The 25,354-nt window shown below is 32.7% G+C and carries 17 protein-coding genes and 1 pseudogene; 17 read left to right on the top strand and 1 reads right to left on the bottom strand.

Going from position 1 to position 25,354, the window contains the following annotated elements; translation table 11 throughout:
- The first annotated feature begins 220 nt into the window (after positions 1 to 220).
- From C1I91_RS24805 to C1I91_RS24760, 10 genes and pseudogenes are all read left to right on the top strand, one after another.
- On the top strand, positions 221 to 1,168 hold the full coding sequence (locus C1I91_RS24805) for an AAA family ATPase (RefSeq protein ID WP_128215312.1): 948 nt from the start codon (positions 221 to 223) through the stop codon (positions 1,166 to 1,168).
- Positions 1,161 to 2,369: a DUF58 domain-containing protein gene (locus C1I91_RS24800; protein ID WP_128215311.1), complete on the top strand. Its 1,209-nt coding sequence runs from the start codon at positions 1,161 to 1,163 to the stop codon at positions 2,367 to 2,369. Before C1I91_RS24805 ends, C1I91_RS24800 begins: the two co-directional genes overlap by 8 nt.
- Position 2,370: 1 nt before the next feature.
- The gene (locus C1I91_RS24795; protein ID WP_128215310.1) at positions 2,371 to 4,620 is read left to right on the top strand and encodes a transglutaminase-like domain-containing protein; all 2,250 of its coding nucleotides are present in this window, start codon (positions 2,371 to 2,373) and stop codon (positions 4,618 to 4,620) included.
- 187 nt (positions 4,621 to 4,807) lie between these two features.
- Entirely contained in the window at positions 4,808 to 5,644 is an 837-nt protein-coding gene (locus C1I91_RS24790; protein WP_128215309.1) for a Cof-type HAD-IIB family hydrolase, read from the top strand.
- Between the two features lie 116 nt (positions 5,645 to 5,760).
- Positions 5,761 to 6,222 carry a tRNA (cytidine(34)-2'-O)-methyltransferase gene (locus C1I91_RS24785; RefSeq protein WP_128215308.1) on the top strand — a complete coding sequence of 154 codons (462 nt, stop codon included), beginning with the start codon at positions 5,761 to 5,763 and terminating at the stop codon, positions 6,220 to 6,222.
- Positions 6,223 to 6,237: 15 nt separating this feature from the next.
- Positions 6,238 to 7,077 (top strand): DegV family protein, encoded by an 840-nt coding sequence (locus C1I91_RS24780; RefSeq protein WP_128215307.1) that lies wholly within the window; start codon positions 6,238 to 6,240, stop codon positions 7,075 to 7,077.
- Between the two features lie 976 nt (positions 7,078 to 8,053).
- Entirely contained in the window at positions 8,054 to 9,145 is a 1,092-nt protein-coding gene (locus C1I91_RS24775; protein WP_128215306.1) for a BMP family lipoprotein, read from the top strand.
- Between the two features lie 101 nt (positions 9,146 to 9,246).
- Complete coding sequence (locus tag C1I91_RS24770) at positions 9,247 to 10,788, top strand: ABC transporter ATP-binding protein (RefSeq protein WP_128215305.1); 1,542 nt, start codon at positions 9,247 to 9,249, stop codon at positions 10,786 to 10,788.
- Positions 10,781 to 11,881, top strand: a complete 1,101-nt coding sequence (locus tag C1I91_RS24765; RefSeq protein WP_128215304.1) for an ABC transporter permease — start codon at positions 10,781 to 10,783, stop codon at positions 11,879 to 11,881. The genes C1I91_RS24770 and C1I91_RS24765 overlap by 8 nt, the downstream gene beginning before the upstream one ends.
- Positions 11,874 to 12,805, top strand: a pseudogene (locus tag C1I91_RS24760) (ABC transporter permease). The gene C1I91_RS24765 and the pseudogene C1I91_RS24760 overlap by 8 nt, the downstream one beginning before the upstream one ends.
- 71 nt (positions 12,806 to 12,876) lie before the next feature.
- Here C1I91_RS24760 and C1I91_RS24755 read toward each other — a convergent pair.
- Entirely contained in the window at positions 12,877 to 14,931 is a 2,055-nt protein-coding gene (locus C1I91_RS24755) for a penicillin-binding transpeptidase domain-containing protein (RefSeq protein ID WP_128215303.1), read from the bottom strand.
- Between the two features lie 393 nt (positions 14,932 to 15,324).
- On the opposite strand from C1I91_RS24755, the gene C1I91_RS24750 reads away from it, so the two are divergent.
- The 7 genes from C1I91_RS24750 to gpmI all read left to right on the top strand — a co-directional run bounded on the left by C1I91_RS24750 (position 15,325) and on the right by gpmI (position 24,923).
- The gene (locus C1I91_RS24750; RefSeq protein ID WP_128215302.1) at positions 15,325 to 16,395 is read left to right on the top strand and encodes a BMP family ABC transporter substrate-binding protein; all 1,071 of its coding nucleotides are present in this window, start codon (positions 15,325 to 15,327) and stop codon (positions 16,393 to 16,395) included.
- 248 nt (positions 16,396 to 16,643) lie between these two features.
- The gene (gene rpoN / locus C1I91_RS24745; protein WP_205694354.1) at positions 16,644 to 18,011 is read left to right on the top strand and encodes an RNA polymerase factor sigma-54; all 1,368 of its coding nucleotides are present in this window, start codon (positions 16,644 to 16,646) and stop codon (positions 18,009 to 18,011) included.
- 308 nt (positions 18,012 to 18,319) lie between these two features.
- Complete coding sequence (locus tag C1I91_RS24740; protein ID WP_128215300.1) at positions 18,320 to 19,354, top strand: sugar-binding transcriptional regulator; 1,035 nt, start codon at positions 18,320 to 18,322, stop codon at positions 19,352 to 19,354.
- Between the two features lie 399 nt (positions 19,355 to 19,753).
- Positions 19,754 to 20,767: a type I glyceraldehyde-3-phosphate dehydrogenase gene (gap, locus tag C1I91_RS24735; RefSeq protein WP_128215299.1), complete on the top strand. Its 1,014-nt coding sequence runs from the start codon at positions 19,754 to 19,756 to the stop codon at positions 20,765 to 20,767.
- Between the two features lie 128 nt (positions 20,768 to 20,895).
- Entirely contained in the window at positions 20,896 to 22,074 is a 1,179-nt protein-coding gene (locus tag C1I91_RS24730; RefSeq protein ID WP_128215298.1) for a phosphoglycerate kinase, read from the top strand.
- A 221-nt stretch (positions 22,075 to 22,295) separates the two neighbouring features.
- Complete coding sequence (tpiA, locus tag C1I91_RS24725; RefSeq protein WP_128215297.1) at positions 22,296 to 23,042, top strand: triose-phosphate isomerase; 747 nt, start codon at positions 22,296 to 22,298, stop codon at positions 23,040 to 23,042.
- Positions 23,043 to 23,387: 345 nt separating this feature from the next.
- On the top strand, positions 23,388 to 24,923 hold the full coding sequence (gene gpmI / locus C1I91_RS24720) for a 2,3-bisphosphoglycerate-independent phosphoglycerate mutase (RefSeq protein ID WP_128215296.1): 1,536 nt from the start codon (positions 23,388 to 23,390) through the stop codon (positions 24,921 to 24,923).
- The last annotated feature ends 431 nt before the right edge of the window (positions 24,924 to 25,354 follow it).

Below are 25,354 nucleotides of genomic sequence, written 5' to 3'. Positions count from 1 at the left end.
TATTATTATCCTATAATGTTTAATGCAAATATATTATTAAATAGGTATTGTTAAGGTATGGTGCTGAAATTACGAAGTTAGTTAATTAATTTCTATAGCTAACTCACATATGATCTACTGTATAACCACTTAATTTCAACTATATTATTAAACATGGCCTAGAATAAATATTTGCTAAGTACAAAAATATATAGAGAGAATATAAAAGGGAGTTTAAGGCATGAGAGAAAGAGAAATTATTAGTAAAGTACTGGATAATCTTAATAAGGTTATAATAGGAAAACAATCTGAGATTAATAATATATTAAAGGGAGTAATTGCAAATGGGCATATCCTAATAGAGGATGTCCCTGGTGTAGGGAAAACTACCTTGGTTAAGGCACTAGCAAAGACAATTGACTTAACTTATAGTAGAATTCAATTTACTCCAGATCTTCTTCCTTCTGATATAACAGGTATTTCCATATATAATCAAAAGAATATGGAGTTTGAGTTTAAGGAAGGTCCTATATTTTCTAATATAGTATTAGCAGATGAAATTAATAGAACATCTCCAAAAACTCAATCGGCACTTCTTGAAGTAATGGAGGAAAATCAGGTTTCAGAGGGAGGACAAACTCATAGGCTAAAAAGTCCATTTATAGTAATGGCAACACAAAATCCCATAGATTACGATGGAACTTTTAGATTGCCAGAGGCTCAGCTTGATAGATTTATAATAAAGGTTTCTTTAGGATATCCATCTTCTGAGGCTGAGGTGGACATACTAGAAAAATACAGAGAGAAAAGTCCGCTAGAAGATTTAAGTAATGTGGTGACAGCTGAGGATATATTATATCTTCAGGATGCAGTAAAAAAAGTGAAAGTGGCAACGGCTGTAAATGAGTATATAGTCAGAATTGCAAATAAAACAAGAGAAAGTAACTATATATCTTTAGGGGTAAGTACAAGAGCCATATTGTCACTTCAGAAGGTTGCTCAGGCAAGTGCGTTACTAAATGGAAGAAACTACGTTATTCCAGAGGATGTAAAAGAAAATGCTGCGTTAGTGCTGAGTCACAGAATAATAATGTCTTCAACTGGAAAAGCAAACGGCTATGGAGAGAGGGAGACCATAGAAGATATATTAAGAATGGTAGAAGCGCCAAGGGTAACTTTCAATGGCTAAAATAAGAATAAGTATAAAATACCTAGTACTCTTGATACTTTCTGCTATATTTTTATATGTTCAGGGAGGTAGCTTAACACATGTTATATTCTATATGTTGTTTATAACCTTTTTGATAAGTTTTATTTCGATAATTATAGCAAGATTTGGCTTAAACATCAGCAATGTTACAACTGCAAGATTTTATACTTGTGGAGAGAAAGAGTATATTGATACTATGGTTAAAAACAATACAATTTTTATTCTCCCTTATTGTAATATAACCAATGAAGGCATAGCAAAAATTAAGAAAAACTATTCAGGTGATGCTGTAACCTTATCTGTTAATGAGCATCGAATAATATCTGAAGAGCTTATCTACATATGTAGAGGAAAGTTTGATTTAGGAACTTATGAAGTTGAACTTAAAGACTTATTTGGAATCTTTAGTTTAACATATAAGATAGAGGGGAAGAAGCAGATTAAGATATTTCCGAGGGTATATGATGTAAGTGGAATGAGCATAAGAGGTTCAGACATTATTGAGAATACACTTTCAGTGGTAACAAGCAAAGAAGATCCACACTCCACAAAGGATATGAGAAAATATAGAGAAGGAGACAGTCTAAAAAGGATAAACTGGAAGGTAAGTGCAAAGCTAAATGATTTATATGTTCGAAACTTTGATACTGTCTCTGGTGAAGAGTTTAATATATTCATTGATATGAATCAAAGCAATTACTTACTTGATCCTTATGGTAAAAATGAAGAGATGCTAATGGACTTTTCAGCCTCCTTGATATATTCTTTCTTAAAGAGGAGTATATCTACTAGATTATTTGTAAATAACCTAAAGGAAGAGACTTTAGAAATAGAGAATAAGATAGACTTTGAAAAGTTCTTAAACTATTTGATCGAGCATAAAAGTGAAGGAACAACACCTATAACTAGCTTTATACAAATGCAAAAGCTAAGGCTTTCTTCTGTAGCTGGAATGGCTATAATAACTCATACCTTATCAGAAAAGCTTCTTACCTTCATGATGGAAAATAAAGAAAGGGGAAATTCCTTTGTTTTATTCTATCTTAAGAGCGAAATAAATGAGGATTCTGTACTTGCTATGAGTAATATTGGGATTGTATGTCATAAGATTGACGAAGAAATCCTTGATGAAGAAGTTGCTGTAAGCATAGAAGAGCTTATAAAAGGGCAGGTGAGCTAGTATGGAGTGGATTAAGGAAAAAAGTTTAAACATTATAGTAAGTTTTTTAAATATATTACTTGTTATCTTGACATTAAGAGCTTGCTTAGATATAGATGGAACTAATTATTTCTTTATAATTATCTTATTCCTTATAGGTTTGTCAATATACTGGGTTTATGACGAGAAGGTCAAGTCATTGGAGAAAAAACTTATATTAACTATGGGCTTGCTTTGCTTTATACTACTTTTAACAATAGTTTTTAAGCTGTTTATCACTTCTTTTGTAGTAAATGGTATAACAAGAAATATGAATTTAATCAATGCTAATATGAGAGCAGGAAGATCCAGTGATTTTTCTCTTATAGAGAATTTGCTGACTATAATTATACCAACTGCAACTCCGATTATCATGTGGATGTTAAAAAGAGGTCTTGCAGACATACTGGTTTTAGTAAATATAATTATAATGACTCTCTATTGGTATTTAGGATACTATGAAGAAATCAATAAGGTAATGTATTTATTTGTTTTTGTAAGCATGGTAACCTATGGGATTAATCATTTTGGAGTCTATATAAAGAAGCTTAAAAGAAAAGAAATTAAAAATAATATAATAAGTTCGAGAGTACTGGCTTCTGTTATAACTTTAGCAGTTGTAACATCAATAGTTATATCAGTAATACCTAAGTCTGCCAGTGGTAGGTTTTCAAAAATTATTACTGACAAGGTTGTTGAAAATATAGCTGACAATGGTGGCAATCTAGGAAATCCAGATAAGTATGGGTATTCCCTAGCTAAGTCAGGTTATGCTGATACCTCTAAAATTTTAGGAGGCCCAATAAGCATAGATGATAGAGAGGCGCTTAAGCTAGAGTATAAAGGAAGTAATAAATCTCCTATATATCTTAAAGGTTCGGTAAAAGATAAATATACAGGATCAGCATGGGTACCTGATTATAAGCAGATAGAAAAGGCTGATAGTATGGATCAATCATATAATAATAGTTTTGTAGGAACAAATGTTGAAACTATGACTATACATCCAGATTACGTAACTACTACTACGCTTTTTGCTCCGTATTATCCATTCTTTGTTAAGTTGAAATATAATAGTGACAATGCTACTTACGTTGATAAGGCCAATGAAGCCTTTTACGCTCAAAGGCCAATCAAGACAGAATATACCATAAATTTTTATTCAAGAAGTGATTATGATACTTTTCTTGATCAAGCTCCAACTAAACCTGAAGCTATCCAAACTGTTGCGTTGTTTAATAATGGTGATTTGTCTAATTACTTGCAGCTACCAGATACTATTACCCAAAGGACTGTTGATCTTGTTAGTCAGATAGTGAAGGGAGCATCTTCAAACGCTGAAAAGACTTATAAAATAAAAGAATATTTAACTAATAATTATCAGTATAGTTTAGATGTATCTAGTGTACCTGACGGCAGAGATTTCGTTGATTATTTTTTATTTGAAGAGAAGAAAGGTTATTGTGTATATTTTGCTACAGCTATGACTGTCATGTGTAGAATTGCAGGAATTCCAGCAAGATATGTGGAGGGATTTAAGGCAACCACTGATAAGCCATATAATAACATGTACAAGGTTACCAATGAAGATGCACATGCATGGTCAGAAGTCTATTTGGGTGGACAACAAATTCAAGGAGATCATGTAGCTAGAACAGTAGTGTTTACTAAAGTGGATACAGCACCTAGTGCATATCAGTATAGACATAAGAAAACAGTTGACAATGACAGTGTAGCTAGTGCTGTTAGCGGAGGCGATATAAAGAGTTCTTCAAGCAATTCTTCAAAGACAAGTATTAAGGATAAGGAACAAGATAATAAATTAGCTTCTGAGGATAAAGCTTATTACTATAAATATATAAAGATTATATTACCTATAGCTATTGTATTAATTTATTTTCTTGTAAGAATAGTTGCTTTCAATTTAAGAAAACAAAAGGTTTATAAATATAGCAGTCTCATACCTTTATATGAATATTCTTTATCCAGATTAAGAAAGATAAAAATAACCAAGGACTTAAGTGAAACTGATTTAGAATTTGCTGAAAATATTAGTGATGAGAAGTTATCGGTTATGCTGAAAGAATTAATCGATAATATCTATAGAGAATTCTATGGAGAAGAAAAGAATCTAAATTATAACAGAAGTGACTTAGTAAATTATATTGAAAGTATACTTAAAGATAATCAAGGAAATATTAAATATGTAATAAGAAAATACGTATTATTTTAGTTAATAGTAGATATACATGTTAGCCAGTCCATAAAGCTAGTATGTATATCTATTGTTTTACTGTCTAGGAAAGTATAAATCAAATCCTTATGTTTTTTGTGAAGGATTACTGGTATAATATTCAAGGATATGAAAATGATAATTTAGTAAGATAAACATAAAAAATATACATAAATAGGAGTATTATATGAGTTACAAATTAGTATGTATAGATATGGATGGAACTTTATTAAATAATAAAAAGAAGATATCAAGTTATAATAAGGAAATGTTGCAGAAAGCCCATGATAAGGGAGTACATATTGTAATAACTACAGGAAGAATCTTCAATAATGCTCTGCATTATTCTAACTTATTGGGTGTTAAGTCTCCTGTTATAGCCACAAATGGAGCTATAATACGAGAAAAGGACAAAGGCGTAGTAATATATAAAAATGCACTTAGTACAGAAACTTGCTTAAGATTGTTAGAGCTATCACAAAAAAGCGGTGTAAAAATGCATTTCTATACCACCGATAGAATTTTTGCCAGCAGTAGATTACATGGTGTAGCACTTAAGTTATTCATGTCTTTACCGTTACCTAAAGATTTAAGACTTAAGATTAGATATGTAGGAAAAAAGGAAGAATGGGAGGAAGTATTCAATCATCATAAGGATGAGTTTGTAAAATGTATTGTTTTTAGTCCTAGCAGAAGCACATTAAAGAATTTTAGAAAAGAGCTTGCAGCCTTTGACGATATAAGTATAACAAGCTCAGGGTCTAACAATGTAGAAATCCTTAATAAGGATGTTTCAAAAGGAAAAGCCGTGGAAGTTCTTGCGAATTACTATGGTATAAGTAGAGATGAAATAATGTGTATAGGTGACAACGAGAATGATATACCTATGATAAAATATGCAGGGCTTGGAGTAGCGGTATCTAATGGCATAAAGGAACTAAAAGATGTTGCTGATTATATAACGGATACAAATGACAGGGATGGAGTAGGTAAGGCTATAGAAAAGTTTATTATTTCAAAATAGATACTAAAGTTTAGGGCTCATTATTTAGTTATATTTGATTAAGATAATAAAATATTGTAATATAATAAGATGAAGCAAAATCTTATAATTTAATGTAACATTTCGGAGGAAATAAAGTGAATCTTAATATAGTTCTATATCAACCAGAGATACCTCAAAATACAGGTAATATAGCTAGAACCTGTGTATTGACTAATTCTAAACTTCATTTAATAAAGCCCTTAGGTTTTAGCTTGGATGAAAAGCATGTAAGAAGAGCTGGACTTGACTATTGGCAATATCTAGACATGGAAATTTATGAAAGTTATGAAGAGTTCATGGAAAAAAATAAAGGCGCTAGAATATTCTTGTCCACAACTCATGCTACAAAGTATTATGACGAAGTTGAATACAAAGAAGGAGACTTCATAATGTTCGGTAGAGAATCATCTGGAGTTCCTGAGAATGTTCATAATGACGTAGATGGAATAAGAGTTCCGATGATAAATACATCAACTAGATCTCTAAACTTATCAAATACGGTTTCAATCATCGCATATGAGGCATTGAGACAAATTGGATTTCCTAGTATGAAATAAATAGGGGGAGTTTATATGGAAAAGATTAAAATAATTACTGATAGTACTGCTGATATCCCCATGGAGTTATTAAAAAAGCATGATGTGGATGTATTGCCACTTCTTATAAACTTTGGAGAGGAAAGTTATCTAGATGGTGTAGAAATAGAACTTAAGACTATGTTAAGGCGTATAGAAGAAGATAACGCCCTACCAACTACAGCTCAAGTTACTCCAAATAGATTTTATGAATGCTATAAGAAGTATTTAGAAGAAGGATATAAGATTATATCCATACATTTATCCTCGGATATGAGTGGAACCTATAATTCTGCATGTATTGCAAGAGATATGTTCGAAACAGAGGATATAGTGGTTATTGATTCTAAGAATGTAACCTCTGGTCTTGGAATAGTTGTATTAAAGGCAATCAATCTGAGAGATAAGGGTGTCAGTTTAAAGGAAATAGAAGAGAAATTAAAATTGACTATTCCTCATATCAAAAGTGCTCTTGGTTTTGAGAGCTTGGATAACTTGGTTAGAGGAGGAAGACTATCTAAAACTGCAGGGGTTATTGGAAGTGTTCTTGGAATAAAGCTCATATTAGAGGTTAAAGAAGGAAAAATGTCAGTTATGGACAAGGTTAGAGGTAGCAAAAAAGCTGCTAAAGAGATAGTAAATACCTTTGAAACCTTGAAGCATAAGAAAGATGAGCCTGTAATTTTATTGCATATTGAGAATCAAGATATTTATGAACCATTAAAAGATTATTTGAATGAAAATAATATTGATTATATTGATGCTGAGGTTGGCTGTACAGTAGGTATACATTCAGGCCCTAAAGCATGTGGATTATTTTTTATTGAGGAATTTTAATTTAGTTATTGATTATTATGGAATAATATATTATGCTAAAAAAAGACAATGTGGTCATTTAGGCCTCATTGTCTTTTTTTTCTACTTAACCTGCCAAATTTTCCTCACCTATGTTCGGAAAGGCAGATGCGCAAAAAAATTTACTGAAGAAAATCACTTCAGCAAATTTTTATTCTTTAGAAAATTATAATTCAGATAAGGTTGTACATAAGTATTTGTATACAGTTTAAATGTAGATATCGGAAAAGAATAAAAAAAGAAATTATGTCGCCTGCCAAATTTTCCTCACCTATATTCGGAAAGGCAGATGCGCAAAAAAAATTTACTGAAGAAAATCACTTCAGCAAATTTTTTGTAGAACCCTGTAACTAGTAGAAATATGCTGGCATTATTTACCGTCAGGTATTGAGAATAAAGATTGCTAAAATATTATATACTTATTAATAGAAGGGAAATCAATAAGTAATAAATAATATTATAATTTACGAATACTCCATGGAGATTAAAGTAGAAATTATCGTGAATAACTATTTTTATTGAGTAAAATTTTAATATTATTAAAATTTTACTAGAAAAATATGATGCCTTTAGATAAATTTAGTAATATAAACGAAAAAAGTGTTTCATTTATGTTTAACGTATGCTATAATGACAACGGGAAAATGTTTACCAAAATATACTTGTGTTACTACAGTTTACAACAGTACTCCAGTTAATGGTTTTAGGTAGCATTTAAGGGTGTTTGTTATATACAATTATTTACTAGGTTTTAAAATATCACTTTTAGGACATGTATATATTAATTATTTGTATTTATAACAGACCTTTTTTTATACTTAAATAAATGCATATCTGTTGTCTGATAGGAAAGTGGTTACATATTTTATTTTCGGTTTCATAATTCTAATTTTAATAAGCAAATGGTTGGTTATATGTTTGTAACCAAACAATATATAAATATTAGGAGGGATCTGTAATGAACAAGAAAAAATTAATTGCTGCTATGGCATCTGTAGCTGTTGTAGCAACCCTATTCGCTGGTTGTGCTAGCAAGTCAAATGACAATAAGTCAACTACTGACAATTCATCTTCTACTAAGAAGGTAATGGTTGGTCTTTCAACTGATGAAGGTGGTTTAAATGATAAGTCCTTTAACCAAGCAGCTGATACTGGATTAAAGAAAGCTGCATCAGAACTTAATTTTACTTATAAAGCTGTTGAATCAAAGTCTAAGGATGATTATGAATCAAACTTAGATGCATTGGTATCAGAAGGTTCTAACCTAGTTGTTGGAGTTGGATTCCAAATGTCGGATGCTGTTACAAATGCTGCTAAAAAGCATAAAGATACAAACTTTGCTATAGTAGATTCTGCTGTTGATGCTTCAAACGTAAGATCAATACTATTTAAAGAACAAGACGGTTCATTCCTAATGGGAATAATAGCTGGTAAGATGGCTGGAACTGGTAAAGTAGGTTTCGTTGGTGGAAAAGACCAAGAACTTATTCAAAAATTCGAAGCAGGTTTTGCAGCTGGAGTTAAAGCTGTTAACCCAACTGCTGCTGAAGATTTAATCGGAAGAAAGACAGTTCAATATGTAGATAGCTTTACTGATGCTGCAAAAGGAAAAGAAGCAGCTAAGAACTTAATAAATGCTGGTTGTACAGTAATATACCATGCAGCAGGTGGTGCTGGAGAAGGTATGTTCCAAGCAGTTCAAGAAGCAAATAAGAATGGTAAAAAGGTTTGGGCTATCGGAGTTGATATGGACCAAGCGGTTACACTTCCTCAATATGCTGATATAATACTTTCTTCTATGATAAAGAAGGTTGACTTTGCAACATACCAAGCAGGTAAAGATATAGTAAATAACTCATTTAAGGGTGGTACTGTAGAACTTGGATTAAAAGAAGGCGGAATTGATATAGCTGGTACTTCAAGCAAGAATACTCCTAAAGATGTTCTTGATTTAGTAGCTAAATATCAAGCAGCTGTAAAAGATGGTAAGATAGTAGTTCCAACAAAGCCAGCTGATGTTAAGAGCTTCTCACCAGCTGCTGTACAATAATTAAATATTTTCTAGATATTAATAAGAGCTAGATGTTGCTACATCTAGCTTTTTTAAAGATTTAAAGACTATTTCCAAGTTTAATTTAGGAGGTATTAACAGTGACAAAAGTGGTAGAAATGAAGGGCATAACCAAAATATTCCCAGGGACTGTAGCCAACGATAATGTTAATTTTGATCTTAATAAAAGTGAAACTCATGTTTTGCTTGGAGAAAATGGCGCTGGAAAGACCACTTTAATGAACATACTATATGGTTTGTACCAACAAGAAAAGGGTGAAATATACGTAAATGGACAGCTTGCTAAGATAACTAACCCTAATGATGCTATAAAGCTAGGAATTGGTATGGTACATCAACATTTTATGCTTGTTCACAATTTTACAGTTGCAGAAAACATAGTTTTAGGTATAGAGCCTAAAAAAGGCTTAAAGGTAGATATGAAGAAGGCAATAGAAGATGTTAAAGCTATTGCAAGTAAGTATGGTTTCAATATAGATCCTAATGAAGTGATAGAAGATATAACCGTTGGTAAGCAGCAAAAGGTAGAGATACTAAAAGCTCTATACAGAGGAGCAGACATATTAATACTTGATGAACCAACAGCAGTTTTAACACCTCAAGAAATTGATGAACTTGGAGTTATTATAGACAATCTAAAGGCACAAGGTAAGTCAGTAATTCTTATCACTCATAAGCTTAAAGAAGTTATGAAGATGAGTGACAGAGTAACTATAATAAGAAGAGGTAAAGTAACAGGTACTGTTAATACAAAGGACACTAATATCGACCAATTAGCGGAGCTAATGGTAGGAAGAAAAGTAAATCTTGTAGTAGACAAGGATGAAGCGAAGGTTGGTCGTGAAATCCTTAAGATAGAAAACTTAAATGCCAATGACAATAGAAAAATTGCTGTAGTTAAGAACCTTAACCTTACAGTGCATGCTGGTGAAGTAGTTGGTATAGCAGGGGTAGATGGTAATGGTCAGTCAGAGTTTATAGAAGCTTTAACTGGTCTTAGAAAAGCGACTAGTGGAAAAATAACTATAAATGGTAAGGATATATTTAATAAGTCACCAAGAATGGTTATGGAATCTGGAGTAGGACATGTTCCAGAAGATAGACATAAAAGAGGACTAATACTTAAATATTCATTATTTGAAAATTCCATTTTAGGAATTCATAGAACTAAACCTTTTAGCAAAGGGGTAGTATTAAACTACAATGAAGTTAGAAAACATTGCAACAAGCTTATAGAAGAGTTTGACGTAAGAACACCAAATGATGAGGTTATGGCTTCTGCCCTATCAGGAGGAAATCAACAAAAGCTTATAGTAGCTAGAGAGATCTCAAAAGATCCAGAACTTCTAATAGTATGTCAGCCAACAAGAGGTCTTGACGTTGGAGCTATAGAGTATATTCATAAGAGAATAATAAAGGAAAGAGATAATGGAAAAGCAGTGCTTCTAGTTTCCTTAGAGCTTGATGAAGTTATGTCTTTATCTGATAGAATAGCAGTAATGTATGATGGACAAATATTAGATATAGTAGATAGAAAAGATGCTACAGAGCTAAAGCTTGGAATACTTATGGCTGGTGGTAGTCTTAAGGATGATAAGAAAGAGGTGAAGGGTCTTGAGTAAAACGGCATCAACGAATAAAGAAAATAAATTATTTGCAATAGTAAAACCTATTTTATTCCCACTAGCAGCTATAGTTTTTTCTATATTCATTTCAGGATTTTTCGTAATATGGGCAAAGGGATACTCAATATTAGATTACTTTACGGCGTTAGGCGACCTTTTTAGAACCATATGGAAGGGATCCTTCGGTAGTGAGATGAATGTATTCAATACTATCTTCTACTTAACACCACTTTTATTTACCGGTGTGGCTAACGCAGTAGCTTTCAAAACAGGTTTGTTTAACATAGGAGGAGAAGGTCAATTCGTAATTGGTACACTTGCAGCAGCTCTAGTAGGTGTTATACCAGGACTACCAGCCTTTATCCATATTCCTCTAATCTTGATATCTGGTATATTGGCAGGAGGCCTTTGGGCGGCAGTACCAGGATATCTTAAGGCAAAGATGGGAACCAATGAAGTTATTAACTCGATCATGATGAACTATATATCAATGTATGTTGCAAACTTTATAATCCTTAGAACTTCCTTTGGCGTTAAAGGAAAGTCTGCATCTCCATTAATAAAAGAAAGTGCAAGGCTTGCTAGATTCATACCAGACTATCAAGCAAATATCGGTGTATTTATCGGAATAGCAGTGGCAATACTTATAACTTGGCTTTTATGGAAGACTACTATAGGTTATGAGCTTAGAGCAGTAGGCTTGAATCCACAGGGAGCTGAATATGGCGGAATAAACATCTCAAAGAACATAGTTCTTGCAATGGTTATATCAGGAGCTATAGCAGGGCTTGGTGGAGCAGTTCACTTAGCTGGTGGTAAGTACTACACAGATGATTTTAGTACTCTTCCTGGTTATGGATTTACAGGTATGGCAGTAGCTCTTCTTGCGAAAAGCCATCCGATAGGATGTATCTTTGCAGCAGTACTTTTCGGAGCTTTAAACAGCAGTTCAAAGGTGCTACAGCTAAATGGTATACCAAAGGAAATAGTTTACCTTATACAATCAATAATAATAATCTTTGTAGCAACAGACTATATTGTTAAGTACTTTGCAGAAAAGAAGAAGAAGGGGGCGATGATCAATGGCTAGTATAAATATAATAATGGAACTGTTATCCTCAACTCTAGCTCTTGCTACTCCTTTAATATTTGCAGGTCTTGGTGGAGTTTTTCAGAAAGATCAGGAGTTGTAAATATAGGACTTGAAGGTATGATGATCATGGGAGCCTTCTTTGGAGTATACGGGTCCTTCCTTACAGGAAGCGCTCTAGTAGGGGTGCTATTTGCCCTGATTGCAGGAGGAGCTATAGCTCTAATCCATGCTTTCTTAAGTATAAATCTAAAAGCAGACCAAGTAATATCAGGTACAGCTATAAATCTTTTCGCTCAAGCCTTAGCGGCTTTCCTTATCTTTAAGCTTTTTGGAAAGGGCGGACAAACAGATGGAGTTACTGGTTTAGCTTATAATATACCAAAAGCATTAAGAAATATGCCTGTATTAGGTAAGTTTGTAGGAGATTTAAACTGGTTTGTTTACGCAGCGGTCATAGCTGTATTTATTGCTCACTTTGTACTTTATAAGACTCCATGGGGCTTAAGAATAAGAGCTGTTGGAGAGCATCCAAAGGCAGCAGATACTCTAGGAATAAACGTATATAAGGTAAGATATATATGTGTTGTGCTATCAGGAATGCTTGCAGGTCTTGGTGGAGCAGCTTTATCCCTTGGAACTACACCACTATACAGAGATGGTATGGTGTCTGGTAAAGGATTTATAGCATTAGCAGCAGTAATATTCGGTAACTGGAAGCCAAAGGGAACTTTACTTGCTTGTTTGTTATTCAGCTTTGCAGATGCGTTCCAGTTAAAGTCACAGCTTCTAGGACTAAACCTGCCAACAGAAATATACTCAGTATTCCCATATATAATAACAATGATAGCGCTAGCAGGATTTGTTGGTAAGACTCAAGCACCAGCAGCAGATGGTGTTCCTTACCAAAAAGGTCAAAGATAGGTTAGGCAGATGCGCAAAAAAAAATCTCTAAAGAAAATCGCTTTAGAGATTTTTTTATTTCATCCATCCATTTATTTAGAAGCTATAGAGTAGCTTAGGATGTTTTTTACTTTTGGTACTAGATACTTTGTGCCACCTATGGATTTTGCATCTTCCATTATCATAGAAACTACTATTTTTGGATTATCCATATTCATTCCTACGAACCAAGAGTTTTCTTTAGCGTTAGGGTCATCTTGGGTGGTTTTAAGCTCAGCAGTACCAGTTTTTCCTCCTATATTTGCTCCGTCTATCTTAGCAAGACTAGCTGTAGCTGAAGGACTGTTTACAACAGCAACAAGATCATCCTTTAAAATAGAGATATTCTCCTTTTTAATAGCTCCTTCCTTCCATACTTTTGGTTTATCCTTGTCGTTTAATTCTAAGATAGGAGTCATAATGTTACCATCATTCACTACGGGACTGTATAAAAATGCGGCTTGTAATGGAGTTATAAGTAGCTCACCTTGACCATAACCTGTATCAGCTAAAAGTTCTTCATTTTTAATAGTATTATTATTAGCTATTTGATTTTTAGCCATAGGGTATGAAAAAGGAAAGTCTTCTCCAATACCGAAGGCTTTAGCGCCTTCAACAAATTTATCAGTGCCTATCTTTAAGGCTTGCTGTGCAAAGTAAATATTGTGGGAGTATATTAAAGCATCTCTTAAGTTTATAGGCTTACCTGGGTCAACCATAGTTGTTATCTTCTTACCTCCCCAGGAGCTATCTTTTTGCCAGCTTGTACCTTTTATGTCTAAGGTTTCATTTGGGTCAATTATTTTGTTATTAAGTCCTATGGATGCAGTAACAAGCTTAAATATTGATCCTGGTGCATAGGAGTTGTTAAATCTACTATCGGACATATCTTTCCATGAAGCATCAAATTTAGTCTTAATGGTATTTGTTTTATATGTGACAAATACATTAGGATCATAAGATGGTGAGCTTACAAGGGAAAGAACTTCTCCAGTTTTTGGATCTATTGCTGAAGAGGCACCTTTTTGGCCGCTCATTTCAGTATAAACTTTTTGTTGAAGTGGTAGATCTATAGAGAGTTTTATGTTTTCTCCAGGTACAGGATCTTTCTTTGTGATTACAACTTCTGTGTCTTTATTTTCTACTTTTCTACTAATATAAAGCTTTAGTCCATCCTGTCCTTTTAACCTTTTTTCGAAAATTTGTTCTAATCCTGCTTTTCCGATAGAACTAGAAATACCATAACCATCCTTTTTGTTTTTTTCTAACTCTTCTGAAGTAATAGATCCAACATAACCAATTAGAGAGCCAATTGCTTCGCCACCATTATAAACCCTTGAAGCCTTTTCAATATACTTTACTCCAGCTATATCCGTAGCTTTTGAAAGCTTATCTTTTTCGTCAAGGGATACATCAACAATTGGAACAAATTCATCTAACTTTTTATCAGCATCCTTAATTTTACTATTTATAAAATCTGGACTTAAGTCGAGAATAGAAGCAAGAGCTTGAACACTGGCATCTTTAGTTGGAAGAAACTTCTTAGGGTGAATACCAAGTGAGGCTACCTTGTCGTTATAAGCTAATTTTATTTGTGATCTGTCTGCTATTTCACCTCTTTGAGCAGTTAGCCTTTGAATTTTTACTTTTTCACCTTTCTCCATCTGAGGAAATATGAGTTTTTCACTCCACTGTATTTTCCATAAGTTATCTTTATCCTTTTTATCAGAGGATTTCACTAATGGAAGGTTGTAACTATCGATGACTAACTTTCCAAAACTGCTATCCATGGATAGATTAAATGGAATGTTAAGTGAGTCCTTTTTTTCCTTGTCAGCAGTGGACAAATCTTTTGCGGTGGCAGTTATATTATTACTTTCCAGGCTACTGTATATATTATTGTATTTATCAGTGAAGTCTTTTTCTGTTATGTAGGATTTGGATTTATCATCCAACATTGCGTACATACCTTTATAGTCTTTTTTACTTAGAGCGGTCTTGAATTTATTAAAGGCATCAGAAGGTTTTTCTTCCTTTGAGCAACCTATAATAAACATAGGAATTAGTAATACTAGAATTGGAATAAAATATTTAAATTTTTTGTTCAATATTAATACCTCCTTTGAAATTTATTTTATGTAATTGTACTGATTTTAATGGCTAATAATATAGCATTTCCTGCATAACCAAGTATTTTAAACGAAAATTTTAAACATAGATAACAATCAAAGTTATTTGATATGTATTATATATGATTTGAAATTTTCCTTCATAATATTATACCATAAAATGGGTATAGGTTAATTAAATTACATAATAATTCAACTAATTTACTAGAATAATAAATTGATATTGTTATAAATTATATGTATATAGATAAAGCACTTCAATATAAAATTGGACATAATAATACTAGGTTTTGATATGTGACTTATTTGTAGTTCAAGGGCGAAGTTATTTATCTTAAGGTTAAATAAAGCATCTAGTTTGGAGGGGGAAATATGAAAAATAAGATATTTAATTCTATTATAGTTATGATTGTAATATCTAGTATGCTAGCTGGCTGTAGTAGCAAGAAAGAAGCCTCATCCAAAGAAGGAAGTAGTAAGTCAAAAACAAAAATATCCTTAATAACTGATGAGGCAGGTACAAAGGATAGATCATTCAATCAAGCTGTATGTGAAGGTGTTGAAAAGGCTTCGAAGCAATTTGGTGTTTCTACAAATATAGTAGAATCCAAAAGTAAGGATGATTTTCAAAAAAGTATAGATACTGCCGCTAAGGAAAGTGATTTAACTTTTGGTGTAGGATATTTGATGGTAGATGCTATTACTAGGGCTGCAAAAAATAAAAGTGATAAGAACTTTGTTATAATTGACGCTCTTGTTGATGTACCCAATGTGAAGTCCGTAACCTTTAATAATGAGGAAGGCGCGTTTTTAATGGGTATAATTGCAGGGAAGATGACTAAGACAAATAAAGTCGGTTTTATAGGAGGAGCTGAAACACCTATATCCGAAAGTTTTGAAGTTGGGTTTGCTTGCGGAGTTAAAGCTGTCAATCCGTCAGCTTTTGAAGCTATCATTAGTAAAAAGAATGTAAGATATGTAGGAACTTTTACCGATAAAGATAAAGCATATTCTTTAGCAAAAGAACTTTATGATAGAGATTGTGATATTATATTCCATGCAGCAGGAACTGCAGGAGAAGGTGTTTTTAAGGCTGCAAAAGAAAGTAAAAAATGGGCTATAGGAAATGATGTGGATCAAGGAGAGCTTTATGAAAAATATACAGATGTTATTTTATCCTCAATGGTTAAGAATTTAGATAAGGTCTCCTACCAGGCTTGCAAAGAAAGCATAGAAGGAAAGTTTAGAGGCGGAGAAAACAACGTGGTTAAGCTTGGGCTTTCTGGAGAAGGTATAGAGATAGCAAAGTCAACCGCCAATAATACGCCTAAGGATATAATAAGTCTTGCAGAAAAATATAAGAGTGAGATAGTTAGTGGTAAGTTTAAGGTTCCAACAAGAATGGAAGAAGCAAGAGAATTTGCTCCACCCAATATAGAGTAGAAGGTAAAATACCCTATTTAGATTAAGTGGTTTGGTAATATGATGTTTTAATGAGCTCACTCATATAGCATCTTCTTCATAACCACTTAATTTCAATAATAATATTAAATATAGACAAAAAATAAGTATTATATAAATTTATCTTGGTTCACCTTTTGTTCATACTTGTTATTTTTGTGATTTTAAAATAAAATTAAATAATAAAGTTGTACATTTATATAATATAGTGAAGAGGTATTTATATGGGGATGGAGTTATCGTTTAAATTAACCCAAGAACAAAGGCTGATTTTAACTCAAAAAATGCAGCTTTCAATAAAAATACTTCAAATGTCTAACGTAGATTTAGTTCAGTACATTGAAAAGGAGTATTCAGAAAATCCTGTTCTAGAAGCAGAGTATAATAATAATTACCAAGAAAAGACTGAGGTAAATGATAGAATAGATTACAAAGAAATAATAAAATACTTGGAGTTTGATAACTATGGTTCTCAAACTTCTTCCAGCTATGACGAAGAAGTATCGCCGTTTATGTTTATTTCATCAAAGAAATCTCTAAAGGATTATCTTCATGAACAAATACTAATCTTAAATATAGACGAATACTTGAAGAATATATGTGATTATATAGTAGAAAGTATAGATGGAAGAGGGTATCTTGATATTAGTTTAGAATCCCTAAGTAAAGAGATAAATATATCTTTGGATTTGGCAGAGGATGCTTTAGCTGTGGTACAAAATCTTGAACCTGTTGGTATAGGAGCAAGGGACTTAAAAGAATGTCTTAAGTTGCAACTCATGAAAAAGGGTATGTTAGATGATATTTTGGATAGTATTGTAAACGAACACTTAGAGGATATAGCTGAAAATAAATACAATATTATTGCTAAGAAGTTTTCTATAAGTGTACAAGATGCTCAAAGATATGGAGATTTAATTAAAACTTTGGAGCCAAAGCCGTCAAGAGGTTTTTATACTGGAGATGAGGAAAGGTTTATAATACCAGATGCTGAGATAAGAAAGCTAAATGATGAATTTATCATAATAATGAATGAGAAGGTTTTACCTAGCCTTACTATAAATCCTTTATATAAGGAAATTATATATCAAAGCAAGGACAAGGATGCGGAGAGCTACGTAAAAGAGAAAATAGATAGTGCTATGTTCTTGATTAAAAGCATTGAGCAAAGAAAAAGTACATTACATAAGGTTTTAGAAAAGATAGTTGAAAAGCAAAAAGGTTATTTTGAAAAAGGTGAACAATATCTAAAACCTATGACCTTGAAGGAAATTGCAGAAGAGCTTGATATGCATGAATCAACTATTAGTAGAGCTGTTAAAGAAAAATATATTTTGATAGCTAGAGGTACTGTGAAAATTAAGGATTTATTTACCACTGGTATACAAACAGAAGGAAATAATGAAGATTTAGCTGTTATTAACATTAAAAAAGCTATTAAAGAACTTGTTGATGGTGAGGATAAAAAGAAACCATTTTCTGATCAAGTTATATGCGATGAATTAAATAATAGAGGAATGAATATTTCTAGAAGAACTGTAGCAAAATATAGAGAAGAAATAGGAATTAAATCCTCTAGCAAAAGAAAAAGATTTTAAATTAAAAATGAATATCTTTATATTCAATAATATTAGTATAATTAAGGCATCACTAATGTATTAAGCAATTAATCTTTAATATTTATAGTGATGTTTTTGCTTTTTATATATGCATTATTGTCTAATGTTTGAATTTTACCAAATTTAATGCATATAACTATTTGAAAAAAATTAAGAGGATTTGTAGTAATATTTTTGGTAAATATTTTCTGAATCAACTTTAAAATCATAATACCTTGGTTTATAATATTATTTGTGGGACATTAAAGTATTTAGTGGGACGTTAGGTGACCGAAGGAGTGTTTATCTTGCAAGAAATATTAAAACTACAAAAAATGATAGTGCCTGAACTAGTGGATTTACTAGAGAAAAGATATAGCATATTAAGGGCAATATACTATAACCAACCAATAGGAAGAAGAATATTAGCAAATATGTTAAGCTTAGGGGAAAGAGTAGTGAGAACAGAGATAAATTTTTTAAAGTCTCAAGGGCTCATAGAAATAAATACTCCAGGTATGACCGTAACGAAAGATGGAGAAGAGATATTAGAGAATTTAAAAGACTTTATCCATGAAATAAAAGGGCTGTCAGATGTAGAGGAATTTATAAGAAAATCCTTAGGTACTAAGAAGGTTATAGTTGTTCCAGGAGATATGGACACTGATCATACCATAATAAAAGAATTAGGGAAAGCAGCAGCTAACTATGCAAAATCCATAATAAAAAGTGATAATATAATTGCCATAACAGGAGGCAGTACAGTAAAAGAAGTAATAGACAACTTTCCTAAGATAAACAACACACATAATATAATGGTTGTTCCAGCTAGGGGAGGAATGGGTAAAAAAGTTGAAACTCAGGCTAATACTCTTGCTGCAAGACTAGCTGAAAGACTAAATGGAAGCTATAAGATGCTTCATGTTCCAGAAAACTTGAGTGAAGAGATTTTAGAAACTCTTATTCAAGAAAGGGAAATTAAAGATGTTATAGATACTATACATAGGGCGGATATACTTATATATGGTATAGGTAGAGCTGACAAAATGGCTCTTAAAAGAGGATTATCACAAGAACAGTTTGATAGACTTAAAAGCTTAGGTGCTGTTGGAGAGGCTTTTGGATTTTATTTTAATAAGGAAGCTAAGATTGTAAGTGTAAATCAAACCCTTGGAATAAATATAAATGATGTAAATAAGATTTCCACTCATATTGCAGTAGCTGGGGGGAAAGATAAAGTAGAAGCTATACTTGCTACAGAGTTAAACAAAGAAAATGGTGTGCTCATAACTGATGAAGGTGCAGCAGAAAAAATAGTTGAAATAATAAAGAAAAGCGTATAATTTTTTTGCTAAAGAAGAAATATAACTATAGGTTTTTGCATTAGACTTAATTTATTTTTCACTAATTTGGCATTAAGTTTTATTACTTAATATTCCAAGTGAGGCGACTTTAATAATTTTTTTACATTTTTTTTTAATTTACTATTTAAAAATTCTATTAAGTATCTTATAATATGAATGTGGGACGTAAAAAACATAACTGGGACGTAAAGTGACCATTAACTTTAGTTCTGTAGTTTATTTATTGTTCTATGCTAATATGGATTACAAATTTAAAATGTTTTAAACTTTAATTACATAATAACTTTAATAAGTTGAAACATTATTAATTTGTAAATAAATTTGTTATAAATATTTTAAATAATATTTTATATAAAAAGTTTTTAGGAGGTAGTTCAAATGGTAAAAATAGGTATCAATGGTTTTGGAAGAATAGGACGTCTTGCTTTTAGAGCAGCTCTTGACAACAAGAATGTAGAAGTTAAGGCAATAAACGATCCATTCATCGACTTAGATTACATGGTATACATGTTAACTTACGATTCAGTTCATGGAAAATTCGAAGGTGAAGTTTCAGTAGACAAGGCAAACAATGCCCTAGTAGTTAATGGACAAACTATAAAAGTATTTGCTGAAAAAGATCCTGCAAACATAGCTTGGGCTTCAGCTGGTGCTGAATACGTTGCTGAATGTACAGGTGTTTTCACAACTGTAGAAAAGGCTTCAGCTCACTTCAAAGGCGGCGCTAAGAAGGTTGCTATATCAGCTCCATCAGCAGACGCTCCAATGTTCGTTATGGGAGTTAACAATGACAAGTACACTAAGGATATGACTGTTGTATCAAATGCATCATGTACTACAAACTGTCTTGCTCCTTTAGCAAAGGTTATAAACGACAACTTTGGTTTAGTTGAAGGTTTAATGACTACAGTTCATTCAACTACAGCTACTCAAAAGACTGTTGATGGTCCTTCAAACAAGGATTGGAGAGGTGGAAGAGCTGCAGCTGCTAACATCATCCCTTCATCAACTGGTGCTGCTAAAGCAGTAGGTAAAGTTATACCTGAATTAAACGGAAAATTAACTGGTATGTCATTCAGAGTACCAACAATCGACGTTTCAGTTGTTGACTTAACTTGTAGATTAGAAAAAGCAGCTACTTATGAAGAAATAAAGGCAGCTGTTAAGAAGGCTTCAGAAAATGAATTAAAGGGTATTCTTGGATACACTGAAGATGCAGTTGTTTCAACTGACTTCATCCATGACAAGAGAACTTCTATATTCGATGCAGAAGCTGGTATATCATTAAACGGAAACTTCGTTAAGTTAGTTTCTTGGTATGACAACGAATGGGGTTATTCAAACAAGTTAATCGACTTAATGATCCACATGTCAGAAGTTGACGCTAAATAGTTTAAACTATTTAAACTGATATAACTCTGTTAGATAACAGAATTTAAGTAATATTATATAGGTCTGGTTTTGTAGTTATGGCTATAAGGCCAGACCTTTTAAAATTTTAAATTATGAGGTGAAAATCCATGAGTTTCAATAAGAAGACAATTGAAGATGTTGAAGTAAAAGGTAAAAGAGTATTAGTAAGATGTGATTTTAACGTTCCTCTAAAAGATGGCGTTATAACAGATGAAAATAGATTAGTTGGAGCACTTCCAACAATAAAATACCTAATAGCTAATAATGCAAAGGTTATACTTTGCTCACATTTAGGAAAAGATGCTTCTAAGTCTTTAGCACCAGTTGCTAAGAGATTAAGCGAAATGCTAGACAAAGAAGTTGTTTTCGCTGCGGATCAAGAAGTAGTTGGAGAAAATGCTAGAAAAGCTGTAGCAGAAATGAAAGAAGGAGACGTTGTTCTTCTTGAAAACACAAGATGCAGAAAAGAAGAAAGCAAAAACGGAGAAGAATTATCAAAAGAATTAGCTAGTCTTTGTGATATATACGTAAATGATGCTTTCGGAACTGCTCACAGAGCTCACTCATCAACAGAAGGAGTTACTAAGTTTGTTGATACAGCTGTATGTGGATACTTAATTCAAAAAGAATTAAAGTTCTTAGGAGAAGCTGTAAACAACCCAGTTAGACCTTTCGTTGCTATATTAGGTGGAGCTAAGGTTTCAGATAAGATAGCTGTTATAAACAACCTATTAGATAAGGTTGATACTATAATCATAGGTGGAGGAATGGCTTATACATTCTTAAAGGCTCAAGGATATGAAATCGGAAGCTCATTAGTAGAAGCTGATAGATTAGACTATGCTTTAGAAATGGTTGAAAAAGCTAAGGCTAAGAATGTTAAGTTCTTATTACCTGTAGACCACAGAGTAGCTGCTGAGTTCAAAGATGTTGAACCTAAGGTTACTGAAGACCAAAACATAGAAGCCGGATTTATGGGACTAGATATAGGACCAAAGACAGAAGCTTTATATGCTGAAGCTATAAAAGATGCTAAGACTGTAATCTGGAACGGACCAATGGGAGTATTCGAATTCGAAAACTTCAATAAGGGAACAGTTGCAGTTGCTAAGGCTATGGCTGATGCAGATGCTACAACAGTAATAGGTGGAGGAGACTCAGCTGCTGCTGTTAATATACTAGGCTTTGGTGACAAGATGACTCACATCTCAACTGGTGGTGGAGCATCTCTTGAATTCTTAGAAGGAAAAGACCTTCCAGGAATAACAGCTTTAAACGATAAATAATAGACTTTATTAGTGTGGGGGGCGGCTTAGGTCGCTCCTTATAAACTAATAAATCTATAATGTTAAAAATAAAAGAATTTAACAATATAACTTTTTATGTTTTTTAAAAGTTAAAAAGATAAGAAGTTAAGAATTTATAGATTCTATGCGGCTTGAGCTTAAACTTGTTAAGTTAAGATCAATGGATGTTATAGAAATTAAAAAATTATGAGGTGAAAGATATGAGAAAGCCAATAATCGCAGGAAACTGGAAGATGCATTACACTGTTGATGAAGCAGTTAAGTTTATAGAAGAATTAAAGACATTAGTAAAGGATGCTAGCAGTGAAGTTGTAGTTTGTCCAACATTCGTAGCTTTAGATGCTGTTAAAAAAGCAGTAGCTGGAACTAACATAAAGGTTGGAGCTCAAAACATGCACTGGGAAGAGAAAGGTGCTTTCACTGGAGAAATAGCTCCAGGAATGTTAGAAGCTTTAGCTATAGATTATGTTGTTATAGGACACAGCGAAAGAAGACAATACTTTGCTGAAACTGATGAAACAGTAAACAAGAAGTTAAAGGCTGCTTTTGCTCATAAGATAGTTCCAATACTATGTGTTGGTGAAAGCTTAGAAGAAAGAGAATCAGGAAAGACAGATGCAGTTATAGAAGCTCAAATAAAGGCTGACTTAGCTGGATTAACTAAAGAACAAGTAGAAGAATTAGTTATAGCTTACGAACCAATCTGGGCTATAGGAACTGGTAAAACAGCTACTAAAGAACAAGCTAATGAAACAATAGCTGCTATAAGAAAGATGGTTGCTGCTTTATTTGGAGCAGAAGTTGCTGACAAGACAAGAATCCAATACGGTGGAAGCGTTAAGCCTTCAACAATAAAGGAACAAATGGAGCAATCAGATATTGATGGTGCTTTAGTTGGTGGAGCAAGTTTAATAGCAACTGACTTCGCAGCAATAGTTAACTATTAAGATCTACCATGTTTAATTAGTACTTTGCAATTAAGATGTGTAGCAGCTTTGCAATAGCATCTTAATTTAATGCTATTATTAAACTTTTAAGATATAAACAATAGTGACAGGCAACTAATACCAATTGTTTGTTGCTATTGTTTTTTATTTTCTAGCATATTATAATTGAGTGTGTAAATCTTATATATTTTATCGTACATAAGATTAAATTAAGGCTATGTTAAAGTATTGAAAGCTTAAATATTTGAATTTAATGCAAGCTTATAACAATGCCTAAGTTAACTATTTATAGTATTTGATTAAGAGAGTTCTCTTAAAATGTATTAATGAATAATGGAGGGTAATATGACTAAAAAACCAGTAATGTTAATGATATTAGACGGATTTGGAATAGCTCCTAAGTCAGAAGGAAATGCTGTAGAAGCAGCTAACAAGCCGAACTTAGATAGATACTTTAATGAATATCCACATACAACTATTCAAGCAAGCGGAATGGATGTAGGGTTACCTACAGGACAAATGGGTAACTCAGAAGTAGGACACTTAAATATAGGTGCAGGAAGAATAATATATCAAGAGCTTACAAGAATAACTAAAGCTATAGAAGATGGAGATTTCTTCGATAATGCTGAGTTAAACCTAGCTGTTGATAATGCATTAAAGAATGATAGTGCATTACATTTATTAGGTCTACTTTCAGATGGTGGAGTTCACTCACATATAGAACACTTAAAGGGATTATTAGCTTTAGCTAAGAAAAAAGGTTTAACTAAAGTTTATGTACACCCATTTATGGATGGAAGAGACGTTGCTCCTTCATCAGGTAAAGGCTTTATAGAAGCTCTAGAAAGCTATATGAAAGAAATTGGCGTAGGTAAGATAGCTACAGTAAGTGGTAGATACTATGCGATGGATAGAGATAACAGATGGGAAAGAGTTCAATTAGCTTATGATGCAATAGTTAACGCTAAGGGTGAAACAGCTAACAGTGCAGTTGAATGTATGGAAAAATCATATAGTGATAACAAAACTGATGAGTTCGTTTTACCTTGCGTTATCTTAGAAGATGGACAGCCTACTGGAAATATCAAAAACGGAGATTCAGTAATATTCTTCAACTTCAGACCTGATAGAGCTAGAGAAATAACTAGAGCTATAAATGATAAGGAATTTGCTGGATTTGAAAGAGAGACTTTAGATCTTACTTATGTTACTATGACTCAATATGATAAGACAATTGAAGGTGTTCATGTAGCGTACAAGCCACAAACTATAACTAATACTTTAGGTCAATATGTTTCAGATAAAGGCTTAAACCAATTAAGAATAGCTGAAACTGAGAAGTACGCTCACGTAACTTTCTTCTTCAACGGTGGAGTTGAAGCTCCAAACAATGGCGAAGATAGAGCTCTTATACCTTCACCAAAGGTTGCTACTTATGACTTAAAGCCAGAAATGAGTGCTTATGAATTAACAGAAGAACTTTTGACAAGACTAGATTCTGATACTTATGATATGATAATACTTAACTTTGCTAACCCAGATATGGTTGGACATACTGGAATTCTTGAAGCAGCTAAGAAGGCTATAGAAGCTGTAGATGAATGTGCAGGTAAGGTAATAGAAAAAGTTCTTGAAAAAGATGGTACTGTATTTGTAACTGCTGACCATGGTAATGCAGAAATAATGATAGACCAAACAACTGGTGGACCAATGACTTCTCACACAACTGAACCAGTTCCATACCTTTGGGTATCAAAGACTGCTAAGGGTAAAGACCTTAGAGAAGGTGGAAGACTTTCTGACATAGCTCCAACAATGCTTGAAGTTATGGGCTTAGAAGTTCCAGCTGAAATGACAGGAAAATCACTTATAAAGTAATCTACGGTTAAAATTAAGGCTATGTTAAAGTACCGTGCTGAAATTGAGTGGTCAATCATCGGATGCTTAGATGAGCTTATTATAATAGCTCGCTCATTTAGTATCTCCTTCATAGCTGCTTAATTTCAATAATGTTATTAAACGTAGCAAAATTGAAAGCTAAAAGCTTCTCCATATATGGAGGAGCTTTTTCATTTTTAAGAAATGTGCAAGTTTAACAACATATAAAATTAGTCCTTTAAAGTAGTTATGCTATGCCGTTTAGATTGTATGTAAAAACAAAATAAAGTACTTTATTCAAATCCTAAATAAATCAACTCTTAAATCCTAAGGATATTCTTTAAATTCTGAATTTTAATTACTATGTTTTGATAAAGAATTAAAATAAGAGGCTTTTTATTGATATATAGCTTTAATAATGGAGGATATAT

The organism is Clostridium manihotivorum (assembly GCF_004015185.1).
GTDB classification, from domain to species: Bacteria; Bacillota; Clostridia; order Clostridiales; family Clostridiaceae; genus Clostridium_AR; species Clostridium_AR manihotivorum.
This window is presented reverse-complemented; position numbering and strand designations above follow the sequence as displayed.